This window comes from Rhodococcus sp. NPDC057135 (genome assembly GCF_042670865.1).
Taxonomy (GTDB): Bacteria; Actinomycetota; Actinomycetes; order Mycobacteriales; family Mycobacteriaceae; genus Rhodococcus_F.
Map to the genome: position 1 here is coordinate 546313 of NZ_JBHUUU010000001.1, position 14617 is coordinate 560929.

A 14617-nucleotide genomic window follows, 5' to 3' on the forward strand; every position below is an offset into this window, starting at 1 on the left:
CCTCACATCATGTGCTTGATCACGTCGACTTCGGCGGGCTTGTGCTCTGCAGGGGCCGCCAGCTCTGCGCTGATGACCCCGTCCTTCATGACCACGATTCGGTCGGACATTCCGATCACTTCTTCGAGAGATTCGGCGCACAGCAGCACACCGACCCCCGACGCAGCCATCGATCGGACCAAACCGTAGATCTCCTCTCGCGTTCCGACGTCGATTCCGCGCGTCGGATCGCTGAGGACCAGCACTTTGCATTCGCGACCTTGCCACCGAGCGAAGATCGCCTTCTGTTGGTTTCCGCCACTGAGTTCCCCGATGGGCGTCGACAACGACGGGGCCTTGACCTGCAGCGCGCGGGCCAGCTGCGTCGTCCGTTCCCTTTCGGTGCGCAGACGCAGTAGCCGCGTCCACGGGTGGCGGAGGAGATCGAGGAAGCCGATCGAGATGTTGTTTCTGATCGATGCGCTGCGGAACAGGGAGTCCTGGGCGCGCTCCGGTGGGACGTACAGGACTCCGGCTGCCACGGCGGCGGGAACCGACCAGTGCTCGTGCGCAGTACCTTCGACGTGAATCGAACCCGTCGACAACGACTCCGCACCCGCGACTGCTGCAGCCACCGACGCTTTCCCCGAACCGATGACTCCAGCCAGTCCCACTACCTCGCCCGGTCGCACAACAAGATCGACCGACTCGAACTCGCCTGCGCTGCTTGCATCTCGGAGTTCGATCAACGGCTTCGTCGACAGTGCTCCGGTCTGTTCGCCTTCGCGGTAGTAGTCGGCGCTGCGCTCGCTACCCACCATCAATTCGTGCAGTCGCTCGGCCGTGACGCCGTCAGCGGAGAGCGTTTCGATGGACCGCCCGTCGCGAAGTACGAGTAGCCGTGTGCTGATCCGCAGGACGTCTTGCAGGATGTGGGAGACGAAGATGAACGACACCCGATCGCGCCACCCTTCGATCAACGCGAAGAGGATTTCCACCTCGGTCTCGGTCAACGCGCTTGTCGGCTCGTCGAGCAGGATCACCGGCGCTTCGGTGGCGTCGGTGATCCGCGAGAAGGCGCGTGCGATCTCGACCAGTTGCCTTTGCGGGTAGGTCAATTCGGCGACGACGGCGTCGGCGCGCAGCCCCTCGATGCCGAGTGTGTCGAGTAGCGACTGGGCGGCGTCGCGCATTCTCCGACGCCGGCCGGGTCCCCAACCACCTATCTCGCCCTCACGTCCGAGATAGATGTTCTCGTACACCCGCAGTGCATCGACCAATGACTGTTCCTGGACCACCACGGAGATTCCGAGTTCGCGGAGAGTACGCGAGTCACCGAGTTCCACGTGTGTCCCGTTGACATCGAGGCTCCCGGCGTCGGGACGCACCGTTCCCGTCAAAACGCCGATCAGCGTTGACTTTCCGGCGCCGTTCTCACCGATCAAGCCGAGAACGTCACCTCGGCTGACGTCGAGTGAGACGTCCTGGAGGGCGTGAACGGGTCCGTAACTCTTGCAGACCCCACGCAAGCTGATGGTTGCTGTGTCGCTCACCTTCGTATCACTCATTCTCAGGCCACGAGTTGGTCTTTGTACTGCAGCAACGGGCCCGAGCGGAATGCAGCTGCGTACTCGGTGCGTACTCCGGTGATATCTGCAGAGTTCCACGCGCTGTTCAGCGTGTATTGGTCCTGCGATACGCCGGCGTAGTACTCCCGCGGATCGATCGGGTTGAGTACGGTCTGCGGGTCCCAGTCGTCAGGATGCAGGGCCTTGCTCATTTTTGCCCAGTCGAACGGAAGTGTGGGTGCGTACACGGTTTTCAGTACGTCGTCGGCGATCTCCGGAGTCACCAGGAGTGCTCCCTGTGAAAGGAAGCGCTCCGGCAGAGACAGGTCGACGCCGTTGAGTTGATCGAAGATAGTGACACCGAGAATTCCTGCCGTGAGTCCGCCGACCGTCGCACTGGTCAGGTATTGCTTTCCCTGCGCGATGTATTCGACGTTCTGCTTGTTACCGTCGAATCCGACCACGATCTTGCCCGTGATCTTCGCAGCGTCCAGTGCCGCGATGACTCCTGCAGCTTGACTGTCGTTCTGCGCGAACACCCCGACGAAGTCCGGCACTGAGGGCAAGATGTTCGTGAACGCCTTTCTCGCGTCTTCCGAAGTCCAGTTGCCCGGCGACGCGGTGACGATCTTGATTCCCGGGTAGTCCTTGGCCGCGGCGTTCAGGCCAGCTGTCCGTTGATCGTCGGAAGACGAACCCTTCTGCCCCGGAACATGAATGATGGTTCCGTTGCCGCCGACCTTGTCGAACAGAGCCTTGGCGGTTGCGACGGCGATCTTGGTGGACGGCGGTGTGATGAAGCGGACCCACTTGTCCGCATCGGCCGGTGTGTACCAGGCGGGCGCCGTGTACGAGCTGGCATACAGAATCCCGGCTGCCTGGCAGGCTTTCGTGACAGCTGCCGCTTGAGCTTCGGTGGCGGGAGTACCGAAGATCGACTTGCCGCCCGAAGCGCGGACGTTGCCTACCTGTCCCAGCGCAGTGTTGACGTTGCCCTGGTCCTCCACCGAGGACATGCTCACGCCCAGCGCGTCCATCGCCTGCTTGCCGCCGTCCGAGAACGCGACGAAGTAGTCGTTGGAGAGAGTTGTGACCTGGCAGAGGGTCTTTTCCTGGACTTTGCCCGCGCCGGCGCCACCGCCGGCGGCGGTACTGGTGGAACTGCCGCCTGCTCCGCAGGCCACTGCGCCGAGGGTGATGCCTGCTGCGCCCATTGCGGCGAAGAAGGAACGTCGGGTCAGTGGATGAGAGAACGTCGCGTTTCGTGCGACGTCCACGATCTTCGATTCGATCGAAGGCATGATCACATCCTTGGTCTCACAAGAGGGGGCTCGAGAGGTTGTCTCGAGGTGTGGAGGAAACGGGAGATTTCGCTACTTCGCCAGCAGATGCGTTGTGAACCAACGGGAAGCGTGTTCGGCCGCTACTGCGAGCTTGGACTGATCGCTGTAGAGCGTCATGTGCGACGTGTGCGGTAGGACGACAAGTTCTTTCTTCGGAGTCGGGATGTTGTTGAAACTCTCGATCTCCAAGTCCCACAACGTGAGGTCGTCGCCTTCGGCCACGATCATCATCGACGGCGTGTCGAGAATCCGGGGTACGAAGTAGTTGACGTCGTAGTCGAGCAGGAGATCGACGGATTCCATGGTCGAACTGTTCTGGTAGAGAGGAGCTTCGGTGGCTTGAAGTGCCGCGAAGGTCGTCTTCGTCTCGGGGAACGGCCAGGACGACAGTTCTTCCTCGGGGTTCTCGCTCGCATGCGCGATGTGCAGTCGCTGATCCAGATCGTCGAAGCGGAGTCGGCGATCTTCGAGAATTGCGTCCCACAGCTTTCGATAACCCATGGTCCCGTGGATCCGACGCATGTTGCGGTACCCGTCGATCACCGGAATCTGAGACACGATGGCCTTCACCCGGGGATCGGTCGCGGCGAGAATCATCACGTGGCCGCCGGAGTAGGAAATTCCCCAGGCGCCGAGACGGTCGTTGTCGATGCCGGGAGTGCGCTCGAGGAAGCTGAGCGCGTTCTGATAGTCACGAATCTGTTGCTTCGGGTCCAGATGTTGGCGAGGCTCACCGTCCGAGACGCCCAGGTTGCGGTAGTCGAAGACCAGCGCAGCCATACCGGCCGTCACGAAGGCCTCGGCGTAATAGGGCATGACCAATTCGCGGACGTAGCACCAACCGCCTGCCAGTACGACGGCCGGAACGTCGTCGTCGGTGTCGGGTCGGTACAGCCAACCGCGAACGGTGACTCCGTCGCTGGAGAATTCGACATCTTCACGGCGCATTGCGCGACTCCTCATGTAACGAGTGAAAGCTGAACGGAAGTAGGTACGAAAAAAACGGACGGTCTTGTCGCCGTGCGTATTACGGCATCGACGCGGTTCGCTCGTGCCAACTGCCCCGAGCGGATCGTCGCGGATCCGAAGTACTCCGTAATCGTGAGTCACCTCACAGCCTTTGTCAAGTGTCACTGGACAGCAAGGAAAATCCGTCGGTATAGTCCTGCTCACCTACTGCGCATGTATTCGTAACGAGCGCAGCATTATTGGAGGTGTTCCGGCTCGTGAACGGCGAAGAAGTTCTGTGTGCCTACGAAAAGATGTTGTTGATCCGGGTGATGGAGGAGCGCATCTCGGCGCTCTACAAGGGCGACACCATTCCGGGGTTCGTTCACACTTCGATAGGTCAAGAGGCGTGCGCGGTGGGGGCTCTCACTCATGCGCGGGTCAGTGACGTCATCACCTCGACGCACCGCGGGCACGGCCATGTTCTGGCAAAAGGTCTCGAGCCCGACCGGATGATGGCGGAGTTGATGGGCAAGGTCACCGGAGCCAACAACGGCCGGGGTGGCTCGATGCACGTGGCGGATCCCCGCTTGGGGATCTTCGGTGCGAACGGGATCGTGGGCGCGGGGTTGCCGATTGCCGTCGGTGCGGCTTTCGCTGCCAAGGATCGCGGTGAGGGCGATCTGGTGGTGGCGTTCTTCGGTGACGGGGCGATTGCGACCGGTGCGTTCCACGAGGCGATGAACATGGCTGCGCTGTGGAAACTGCCGATCATCTTCCTGTGCGAGAACAACGGATTCTCGGAGTTTTCCTCGACGATGGATCAGCATCCTGTCCCGATCTCTGCGCGCGCAGCGGGATACGGGATGGAATCGATCACGCTGGCAGGCAACGACGTCGAGGCGGTCGCCGACGGTATTCGGCACGTGTACGAGCAGGTGCGAGGCGGCGGTGGTCCGGTGTTCGTGGAGGTCACGACCCTGCGGGTGCACGGGCACTACGAGGGCGATCCGCAGGTGTACCGCGACAAGGACGAGATGGCGCGAGACATTCTCGCGGCCGATCCACTGACGCTGACGCGTGGCCGACTCCGAGAGCTCGGCATCGGGGACGAAGTCCTCGATCTGGTGGACAAGCGAGTGAGGGCGGTGGTCGACGAAGCGGAGCGTTTCGCGCGGTCGTCGCCGCAACCGGAGGCGTCGAGCGTGATGGAGTACATCTTTTCGCCGCGTCGCATCTACCCGCCGGACCGCCTCGACGTGGGTGTCGGCGCGGGCGGCGCGGCCGTGTCGCAGTCCAAGATCCTCAAGGCGGCGCTCGACGACTCTCTGGCGGCCGATCCGGATGTGTTTCTTGCCGGTATCGATGTAGCCGGCGGGAACGTTTTCGGTCTTACCAGGGGATTAGCCGCGAAGTATCCGGGGCGAGTGCTCGATACGCCGATCTCTGAATCGGCGATCATGGGTCTCGCCGTCGGCTCGGCGATGGCAGGCCGTAGACCCGTCGTGGAACTGATGTACCTCGACTTCCTCGGGGTATGCCTGGATCAACTGATGAATCAGGCGGCAAAGCTCCGGTTCATGACGGGCGGTGCGGTGAGCCTGCCGTTGGTGGTGCGGACGCAGTTCGGTTCCGGCAGATCATCGGGTGGGCAGCATTCGCAGAGTCTCGAGGCACTGTTGGCGCACATCCCGGGACTGACTGTTCTCATGCCCAGTTCGGGCGCTGATGCGTACGGTCTGCTGCGGGCGGCGATCGAGGACGACAATCCGGTGATGTTCATCGAACACCGTCTGCTGTACGAGAAGAAAAGTTTGTTGCCGAGCAAGGATTTTCGGGTTCCGATCGGAAAGGCGGCGGTGACGAGACCTGGTTCGGACGTCACTATTGTCTCGTGGTCGCGTATGGCGATGCACGCCTTGGTCGCGGCACAGACGTTGGCAGAGGAAGGGATCGATGCCGAGGTCATCGATCTACGAACGATTGCTCCGCTCGATCGGGAGACGATTCTCGAATCATTCAGTCGGACGAACCGGATGGTCATTGCCCAGGAAGCCGTCGTGGACTTCGGCGTCGGAGCCGAGATCGCAGCTATGGCAGTAGATTCCGGGTTCTATTCGCTGGACGCGCCGGTAGTGCGGGTGGGAGCACGGTACGCGCCTGCGCCCTATGCGCCGGTGCTCGAACGTGAGTGGGAAGTCGGACCTGACGACATCGTTGCAGCCGTTCGGCGGGTGATGTCGTGCTGAGCGCTACCCGCCCGCGGGCAATGACCGGCGGCGGGGTGCTGCCAGAGATGCTTCTCGACGCTCTGCGTCGAGATCCCGAAGCACTGGCCCTTGTCGACGAGAGTGTGCGGTGGACTTACCAGGAATTGGTGGACGCGTCGACGAGATTTGCAGGCGCACTGCATAAATCAGGATTCGAGCCCGGAGAAGTGGTACTCGTTCAACTGCCGAACTGGTGGGAATCCGTCGTTGCGGCCTGGGGCACGTGGCTTGCCGGCGGCATTCTCCTTCCGGTGGTCCCGATTTACCGCGCACACGAGCTGTCCTTCATCATCGAGCAAGCTGAGCCGTCGGTGATCGTCGCCCCGCAGGAATACCGCGGATATCGTCACGTCGAGGAGCTCGGGACGGCGCTCCGTGATCTGGGCCGAGAGGTTCTTCTGGTGGAGGCGCGAGGCGAAGGTGGGTTGCGGCGCACTACGTTCGACGACTTCCTGGACTTCGGGATGGAGTCGAACGGGCCCGACCACTGCGCGGATCCCGACGATGTCGCCCTCGTTCTCTACACGTCGGGTACCACTTCCGCTCCGAAAGGCGTGCTGCACACTCATCGGACTCTGATGGCCGAGAGTTCGAGCATGATCGCGCATTGCGGCGTGGATTCGCAGGATCGAATCTTCATGCCTTCGCCGTTACCCCACATCACGGGGATTTCGTATGCGGTAGTTCTGCCGGCAGCGGCAGCCTGCTCGACAGTTCTGATGCAACGCTGGGTTCCCGAAGAGGCAGTTGCGTTGATCGAACGCGAGCAATGCACGTTCACCGTGAGCGCGACACCGTTTCTCCGTGGTCTTGCCGACGCCTACGAGAAGGGCGGATATCGACGATCCCAGCTGACCCGATTCGTGTGTGGTGGGGCCGGGATTCCGCCCGAGTTGGTGCGTCGGGCCCATCGCGTGATGGGGACGGCGGTTGTTCGTACCTACGGATCGACGGAGCTTCCGACCCTCGTCATGGGTGATCCTTTCGGTGACATCGACCTGCAGGCAGAGGACGAAGGAGCGGTGATCGGCGGAAACGAATTCCGGCTCGGCGAAGACGACGAGCTGTTGGTGCGGGGTCCGGAACTGTTCGTCGGCTACGTCGACAGCTCGATCAACGAGGAATCGTTCACCGAGGACGGCTTTTTCCGGACCGGCGACGTAGCCGCCGTGGACGAGCCAGGTCAGATCCGGATCACGTCACGGATCAAGGACATCATCAACCGGGGCGGAGAGAAATTCAGCGCTGCCGACATCGAGTGGGCCCTCGAGGCTCATCCCAATGTGGGAGAGGTGGCAGTGGTCGGATATCCGGACGAGGAACTGGGGGAGCGCGCGTGCGCCTTCGTCGTTCCGGACGGTGATCCGCCAAGCGTTCGAGATCTGCGGATCTTCCTGCTGTCCGAAGGATTTGCCGTTCAGAAAGCTCCGGAGAGAGTCGAGACCGTTGCGTCGCTTCCTCGGACGGAGAGTGGGAAGGTTCAGAAGTTTCTCCTGCGTCGAGCGTTAGGCTTGGGCTCCGCACAGGCGGTCCCCGAGACCTACGGAAGCGAGTTCGGACATGACGGCAACCGGCGCAAAGCCACCTCGTAAGGCGGCTGAGTCGACAGCGGCTGCATCGAAGAAATCGCAACCGCGCAAGACGACTCCCCAAAAGACGACGGCGCAGAAGAAGTCGGCACAGCAGAAGTCGGCGCCGGCCAAGGTGGCGGCGCGCAAACAGAAGGCGGAGGACAACGGTTTGGGGACGTCGGTAGGCAAGACGGTTCGTGCCGAACGCACGAGACAGGGAATCCCGGTTCGTGAATTGGCGAGGCGGCTCGGCGTATCGCCGTCCTTCCTGTCGCAGTTCGAACTGGGGCAGAGTCAGGCCGCGGTGAATACGCTTTTTGCAATCGCGACCGAACTCAACCTGTCGTTGGACGTGCTGCTCGGCAACAGCGTCGATCCGGAACGTGAATCCGCATCCGAAACGAAGACTCACGAACCGCGGATCTCCGACTGCCTCACCTTTCGGTCGGGTGTTCGCTGGCAACGGTTGGCGAATACTCCCGCGAACCATCACGTCCAATTCCTCCTCACGGAGTACGAGCCCGGCGCCGATTCCGCGCCGGGCGATGCACCGCAGACCCATTCGGGTGACGACTACGGGTACGTGCTGGAAGGGACTTTGACGATCGACATCGACGGAATGCGTCGGCTGCTCAAGGCGGGTGAAGCGATACACCTGGTCGGGAATGTTCCCCACCGGTTGCGCAACGAGACGGACGAGACGGTCAAGGCGATCTGGTTCGTCCTGGGCTGAGTAACCGGGTGCGGTGCACTGGGTGTGACGCCACTGGGTGTGACGCCGGTCTCGATTCAACTTAGGCAATCCTTTTCTTGACTAATTCCAGAAAAGCGGCATACTGGGAAACATGCGAGACGGAGAGCATGACTTCGACCCCCGAGCGCAACTGCGCGCCGTCGGGTTGAGGGTTACTGCTCCGCGCCTCGCCGTGCTGGATGCGGTTACAGCCCAACCGCATTCAGACGCCGATTCTGTTGCAGCACTCGTGCGGCAGCAGCTCGGATCGGTATCCACACAGGCCGTTTACGACGTGCTGAAGGCATGCGTGAACGCAGGATTGCTGCGACGCATCGAGCCGGCGGGTTCACCCGCCCGGTTCGAGACGAGGACTGGTGACAACCACCATCACCTCGTCTGTCGCGGCTGCGGCAAGGTCGTCGACGTCGATTGTGTTGTCGGCCAAGCTCCCTGCCTCGAACCTTCCGATAATCACGGCTTCGAAATCGACGAAGCCGAGGTCGTGTTCTGGGGCCGTTGCCAAGATTGCCTGAAGAATTCTGCCGAATCCGACACCGAGTCGGACGCGGTCTCGCAGAATCGAATTGATGCGTCCAGAACCTTCGAGTCGGCCCCCTCGCATGCAGCCCATGCGTTCGGCTCGGATGCAGCCCCGCTCCTCTGACGCCCAGCCCACAACGCTAGGAGGCTTCGCCATGACCAAGCCCACCACCAACAATTTCGGTATCGCGGTCGCAAGTGATGACGAATCGCTGACCGCGGGTATTCAGGGGCCGGTGCTCCTTCACGACCACTACCTGATCGAGAAGCTCGCGCAGTTCAACCGCGAGCGTGTCCCGGAGCGCATCGTCCACGCCAAGGGCGGCGGCGCTTTCGGTGAACTCGTCATCACACACGACGTCAGCCAGTACACCAAGGCCGCGTTCCTGCAGCCGGGTAAGAAGACCGAGTCGCTCGTCCGCTTCTCCACCGTCGCCGGTGAGCAGGGCAGCCCCGACACCTGGCGCGATCCGCGCGGTTTCGCGATGAAGTTCTACACCGAAGAGGGAAACTACGACCTCGTCGGCAACAACACTCCGGTGTTCTTCATCAAGGACGCCATCAAGTTCCCCGACTTCATTCGTTCGCAGAAGCGACTGCCCGGCTCCGGTCTTCGTGACCACGACATGCAGTGGGACTTCTGGACTCTGCGCCCCGAGACCGCTCACCAGGTGACCTGGTTGATGGGTGACCGCGGTATCCCGAAGACCTGGCGCAACATGGACGGCTTCGGATCGCACACCTACCAGTGGGTCAATGCTGCGGGTGAACGCTTCTGGGTGAAGTACCACTTCAAGACCGATCAGGGCATCGAGTTCCTGACGCAGGCAGAAGCAGACAGCCTCGCCGGTAGCGATCCTGACTACCACCGCGCGGATCTGTACAACGCTATCGAGGCCGGCAATTTCCCGAGCTGGACCCTCAACGTTCAGATCATGCCGGTCGACGAGGCCGAGGGCTACCGCTTCAACCCGTTCGACCTCACCAAGGTTTGGTCCCAGAAGGACTACCCGCTGATCGAGGTCGGCAAGTGGACGCTGAACCGCAACCCGGAGAACTTCTTCGCGCAGATCGAGCAGGCGTCGTTCGAGCCGTCGAACGTGGTGCCCGGCATCGGATTCAGCCCGGACAAGATGCTTCTCGGCCGTGTCTTCTCCTACGCCGACGCACATCGTTACCGCATCGGCACCAACTACGCCGACCTGCCGGTCAACGCCCCGAAGAACGAGGTGAACTCCTACTCCAAGGAGGGCGCCATGCGTTACAGTTTCAATTCCCCGTCGACGCCGGTGTACGCACCGAACTCGTACGGCGGACCGCATGCCGATCCGTCGGTTGCCGGTGACGAAGGCCTGTGGGCGTTCGACGGCAAGGCTGTGCGCGCCGGATACATCGAGCACGCCGAGGACGGCGACTTCACGCAGGCTGGAACGCTGGTCCGCGAAGTTCTGGACGACGCAGCTCGTGAGCGCCTGGTGAGCAACATCGTCGGCCACGCCCTTGCCGGCGTCAGCGAGGAAGTTCTGCTGCGTGTCTTCGAGTACTGGAAGAACGTCGACGCAGATTTGGGTAAGCGCGTCGAAGAAGGCGTACGCGCAGGGCAGTGAACCGCTGACCTGACAATCGAATAGGTGTACCGAATGCGGGCCGCTGCAAGGGAAATCGATTCCCGGCAGCGGTCCGTTTCCGTCTTCCCAACTACAGCAGCGCGAACCAGTAGACGAAGCATGCGAGAAGGAATACAACGACTGACTCCATGACGACACCCCTGTTCGACGTGCACTTCTGCTGTTCGCACTCTCCATGATCCGCTTCTCGAGCGGAGAATGCTCGGGCACAAGTTTCGCGAACCGAGGTGTTGGGCAGTCAATTCCCATGGCAATAGGTGCGGTTCTCTTCGACATCGACGGAACGCTCGTCGATTCCAACTATCTGCACGTAGAAGCGTGGTCGCGAGCGTTCTTCGAGGTAGGTCGCCCGGTTGACGCGTGGCGGGTGCATCGCAGCATCGGCATGGACGGAGACCAACTACTGGAGACCTTGCTCGGCGAAGACATCGACGGGTGCGGGCCACGGGCCAAGGAGCTTCACACCAAGTACTACCGGCAGTCGGCTGACCGCCTCCGAGTACTGCCGGGAGCACGAGAGTTGATCCGCCGAGTTCACTCGCTCGGACTGCACGTCGTGCTCGCAACTTCGGCGCCGGACGACGAACTGGAGTTGCTGCGCCGGACGCTCGACATCGACGAAATGATTTACGCCGCCACCTCTTCGGAATCCGTCGACGTGGCCAAGCCTGATCCGGACCTGATCGAGGTCGCGCTCGCGAAGGCAGGTGTCGACGCGGGAGATGCGGTCATGGTCGGAGACGCCGTCTGGGACATGAAGGCGGCGACATGGGCGGGCGTTGTGGCTGTGGGAGTGCGCAGCGGCGGAATGTCGACCGACGAACTCGAAGGCGCGGGTGCGGCTGCCGTGTACGACGACGCTCGCGATCTTCTCGACCACCTCGACGGCAGTGTGGTCTCCGAACTCGTTTCAGGCCTCGATACCAGGAGTTGATCAGCGATGGCACGATTCGGCTACACCTTGATGACCGAACAGGCGGGCCCGAAAGAACTGGTTCGCCACGCAGTTCGGGCCGAAGAAGTCGGCTTCGACTTCGAAGTGATGAGTGATCACTACTCGCCGTGGCTGACCGAGCAGGGGCATGCGCCCTACGCCTGGTCGGTGCTGGGAGCAGTCGCACATGCCACCGAGCGAGTCGGCTTGATGACGTACGTGACTTGTCCGACCGTGAGGTACCACCCTGCCGTCGTCGCTCAGAAAGCCGCGACGATCCAGATCCTCGCGGACGGGCGCTTCACCCTGGGATTGGGAAGTGGCGAGAGCCTGAACGAGCATGTGGTCGGCGAGGGTTGGCCGTCCATCGACACTCGGCAGGACATGCTGCAGGAGGCGGTGAGCATCATTCGCGCACTGCTCGCCGGAGATCTGGTGAGCTGGAAGGGGGAGTACTTCGACGTCCAGTCCGCCAGGATCTGGGATCTCCCGGAGAACCCGGTTCCCCTGGCACTGGCCATGTCCGGTGACAAGTCCGTCGAGCGTTTCGGTCCGATGGCCGACGATTTGATTGCCGTGCAACCGGATTCGGAACTGGTGCACCTGTGGAAGCATGTGCACGGCCGGGCATACGGATTGGCTCCCGCAGGCCGGACCATCGGTCAGATTCCGATCTCGTGGGATCCTGATCGCGACACGGCAATCGCCCGAGCTCACCAGCAGTTCCGGTGGTTCGGCGGAGGTTGGTCCGTGAACTCCGAACTGCCGACGCCGGCGAGCTTCTCGGGCGCAACTCAGTTCGTGCGTAAAGAGGATGTAGCTGAGAGCATTCCGTGTGGTCCCGATCTTGATGTGATCGTCGAGGCGGTCAAGGCATATACGGACGCCGGATTCACCGATGTGGCACTGGTACAGATCGGTGGAGATACCCAAGACCGATTCTTCGACGAGGCGGCCAAGCCGCTGCTCGAGGCTCTGCACGTCGAATTGGGTTGATCGAGAAGATCAATCGAGTACCGCCGAGCGGGCTCTTGTCGAGGCGAGCGCTACCGCCGTGCAGCCGTGCCTGCTGCGCGACGAGGGCCAAACCCAAACCGCTTCCGGCGTCGCCCGCACCGGTACCACGAACAAATCGTTCGAACATCGCTTCCCGTTCCGACGGCGCGATCACCGTGCCGTTGTCGTCGACGAATACCGTCGCCGAACCGGTCGCAGCCCCTGATCGGACGGTGATCTCGACTTCGTCGGCATTGCCGTGCCGAACGGAGTTGGTGACGGCGTTGGTCAACACCAGACGGATGCCCGCGGGAAAGGCCTGAACCGAAAGCTCTTCCGGTGCTTTCAAACGAACGTCGACCTGCGGGTGCAGACGGCCGGCGTCCGCGACGGCGCGATCGGCAACCTCCACCAGGTCGACGTCGGCACAGTCCTCGGGATCGGCCACCTCACCCAGGGCGAGTGTCTCCAGATCGGTCAAGGTGCGCTCGATCTGGCGCTGCGCCTCCAACAATTCGCTGGACAGTTCGCGCCGTTGGCTTTCCGTGAGATCCAGTGTCGCGAGAACTTCCAGATCGGTACGCATCGACGTCAGAGGGGTGCGCAGTTCGTGGGCGGAGACGCGAGCAAAATCGCGTGCCGACTCCAACGCCTCTTCGGTGCGGCTTCGATCGCTTTCGATGCGACTGAGCATGCTGTGGATTGCTTCGGAAAGTTCTTCGGCTTCGCGCGTGCCACGTACCGACGGTGCCCGGCGCGAGAGTCCTTCGACGTCGAGGTTGTTGCCGATCGAACTGGTGGTCTCGGTCAGTTGCTGTAGAGGGCGGACGGCACGGCCCGTGAGGAACCAGCCGAGCCCGGCCGCGGCGAGAATCGCGACCACCGCCGCAGCGGCCACCTGGACCTGCTGCTCACGGATTGCCTGGGTCAGTGGGTCTTCGGGGATGCTGACGGCCAGTGCGGCGCCGCTGTCACCGGGCAGCAGAACATCCCGACTGCGGACGTCGGTGGTAGCCAACGCACTGATGGTCGTGGCATTGAAGCCGGGGTCGACGACAAGTGGTTGTGTTGTTGCGGTGGGTGTTTCGATGAACGCCGGGCTCGGTGCACTTGCCGCAACTCCCAGAGTGACGGAATCGAGTGTGCGTTCGAGTTGTTCGGATCCGTTGACGCGCAGGAAGACCGCGAATGCAATTCCGATCGCGGCAATCACGATTCCAGCGGCCAGACCCGAGGCGATGGCTACTCGGGTCTGCAGTGACAGCGGCCGCTTCATCGCTCGGCCCTCAGGACGAAGCCGACTCCGCGCACGGTGTGGACCACGCGAGGCGCCCCGTCGACCTCGAGTTTCTTGCGGAGATAGGTGACAAAGACGTCGACGACATTGGTATCGGCAGCGAAGTCGTAACCCCAGACGAGGCGCAGGAGCTGTGCCCGGCTCAGTACGATGCCGGCGTGCTCGGCGAGCACGGACAACAGATCGAATTCTCTTTTGGTGAGTTCGATTCGCTTACCGTCGATGTGTGCTCGGTGACCACGAAGATCAACGGTGAGAGGGCCGACGGTGATCGGGTGATCGAGGGTAGGGGTGGCCCGCGTCGTGCGTCGAAGCAAAGCGCGGAGTCTGGCGACCAGTTCTGCCAACTCGAAGGGCTTGGTGAGGTAGTCGTCGGCGCCCGCTTCCAGCCCCGCGATACGGTCGCCCACGGAACTTCGGGCGCTGAGTACGCAGATCGGAACCTCGTTGCCGATCGCGCGCAATGCCGTCACGACCCCGACGCCGTCGAGACCGGGCATGTTGACGTCGAGTACAAGCGCAGCGGGGCATTGCTTGTTCACCGACGACAAAGCTGACCGTCCGTCGACAGCAGTTGCCGTGTCGAAGCCCGACAATCGAAGTCCACGTTCGAGCGAATTCAGAACCTTCGCGTCGTCGTCAACGATCAGGATGCGCTCGCGTGTACTCACCCCAGCCATGGTGCCATCGGATCAAGGCCTGGGGCCCCGCTCGGAGCGGGGGCCGCCGCATTCTCATCAACTCCTAAGAAACCGACAACAGATCTGCAGTGTTGGCTTCATAACCTCGGGTTTCTCGGATGCGACC

12 protein-coding genes are annotated in these 14617 nt (G+C 62.1%); 7 read left to right on the top strand and 5 right to left on the bottom strand.

Annotated elements, in window-relative coordinates; genetic code table 11:
- Nucleotides 1-2: 2 nt before the first annotated feature.
- The 3 genes from ACFT1A_RS02565 to ACFT1A_RS02575 all read right to left on the bottom strand — a co-directional run bounded on the left by ACFT1A_RS02565 (nucleotide 3) and on the right by ACFT1A_RS02575 (nucleotide 3838).
- Complete coding sequence (locus ACFT1A_RS02565; RefSeq protein ID WP_378445706.1) at nucleotides 3-1532, bottom strand: sugar ABC transporter ATP-binding protein; 1530 nt, start codon at nucleotides 1530-1532, stop codon at nucleotides 3-5.
- Between the two features lie 17 nt (nucleotides 1533-1549).
- On the bottom strand, nucleotides 1550-2848 hold the full coding sequence (locus ACFT1A_RS02570) for a sugar ABC transporter substrate-binding protein (RefSeq protein ID WP_143542547.1): 1299 nt from the start codon (nucleotides 2846-2848) through the stop codon (nucleotides 1550-1552).
- 72 nt (nucleotides 2849-2920) lie between these two features.
- Nucleotides 2921-3838 (bottom strand): alpha/beta hydrolase, encoded by a 918-nt coding sequence (locus tag ACFT1A_RS02575; RefSeq protein ID WP_064112001.1) that lies wholly within the window; start codon nucleotides 3836-3838, stop codon nucleotides 2921-2923.
- Between the two features lie 278 nt (nucleotides 3839-4116).
- On the opposite strand from ACFT1A_RS02575, the gene ACFT1A_RS02580 reads away from it, so the two are divergent.
- The 7 genes from ACFT1A_RS02580 to ACFT1A_RS02610 all read left to right on the top strand — a co-directional run bounded on the left by ACFT1A_RS02580 (nucleotide 4117) and on the right by ACFT1A_RS02610 (nucleotide 12513).
- Nucleotides 4117-6087 (top strand): thiamine pyrophosphate-dependent enzyme, encoded by a 1971-nt coding sequence (locus ACFT1A_RS02580; protein WP_378445707.1) that lies wholly within the window; start codon nucleotides 4117-4119, stop codon nucleotides 6085-6087.
- Entirely contained in the window at nucleotides 6081-7700 is a 1620-nt protein-coding gene (locus tag ACFT1A_RS02585; protein WP_378445708.1) for an AMP-binding protein, read from the top strand. The genes ACFT1A_RS02580 and ACFT1A_RS02585 overlap by 7 nt, the downstream gene beginning before the upstream one ends.
- On the top strand, nucleotides 7669-8412 hold the full coding sequence (locus tag ACFT1A_RS02590) for a cupin domain-containing protein (protein ID WP_378445709.1): 744 nt from the start codon (nucleotides 7669-7671) through the stop codon (nucleotides 8410-8412). Before ACFT1A_RS02585 ends, ACFT1A_RS02590 begins: the two co-directional genes overlap by 32 nt.
- Before the next feature lie 112 nt (nucleotides 8413-8524).
- The gene (locus ACFT1A_RS02595) at nucleotides 8525-9079 is read left to right on the top strand and encodes a Fur family transcriptional regulator (protein ID WP_378445710.1); all 555 of its coding nucleotides are present in this window, start codon (nucleotides 8525-8527) and stop codon (nucleotides 9077-9079) included.
- Between the two features lie 31 nt (nucleotides 9080-9110).
- Nucleotides 9111-10562, top strand: coding sequence for a catalase (locus ACFT1A_RS02600; RefSeq protein WP_378445711.1), 1452 nt, complete (start codon nucleotides 9111-9113; stop codon nucleotides 10560-10562).
- Between the two features lie 268 nt (nucleotides 10563-10830).
- Nucleotides 10831-11517, top strand: a complete 687-nt coding sequence (locus tag ACFT1A_RS02605; protein WP_378445712.1) for an HAD family hydrolase — start codon at nucleotides 10831-10833, stop codon at nucleotides 11515-11517.
- 6 nt (nucleotides 11518-11523) lie between these two features.
- The gene (locus tag ACFT1A_RS02610) at nucleotides 11524-12513 is read left to right on the top strand and encodes an LLM class F420-dependent oxidoreductase (protein WP_007732341.1); all 990 of its coding nucleotides are present in this window, start codon (nucleotides 11524-11526) and stop codon (nucleotides 12511-12513) included.
- On the opposite strand, the gene ACFT1A_RS02615 is transcribed toward ACFT1A_RS02610, so the two are convergent.
- Both ACFT1A_RS02615 and ACFT1A_RS02620 read right to left on the bottom strand, forming a co-directional pair.
- On the bottom strand, nucleotides 12410-13789 hold the full coding sequence (locus ACFT1A_RS02615; protein WP_378445713.1) for a sensor histidine kinase: 1380 nt from the start codon (nucleotides 13787-13789) through the stop codon (nucleotides 12410-12412). The genes ACFT1A_RS02610 and ACFT1A_RS02615 overlap by 104 nt on opposite strands.
- Nucleotides 13786-14490, bottom strand: coding sequence for a response regulator transcription factor (locus ACFT1A_RS02620; RefSeq protein ID WP_378445714.1), 705 nt, complete (start codon nucleotides 14488-14490; stop codon nucleotides 13786-13788). The genes ACFT1A_RS02615 and ACFT1A_RS02620 overlap by 4 nt, the downstream gene beginning before the upstream one ends.
- Nucleotides 14491-14617: the final 127 nt, after the last annotated feature.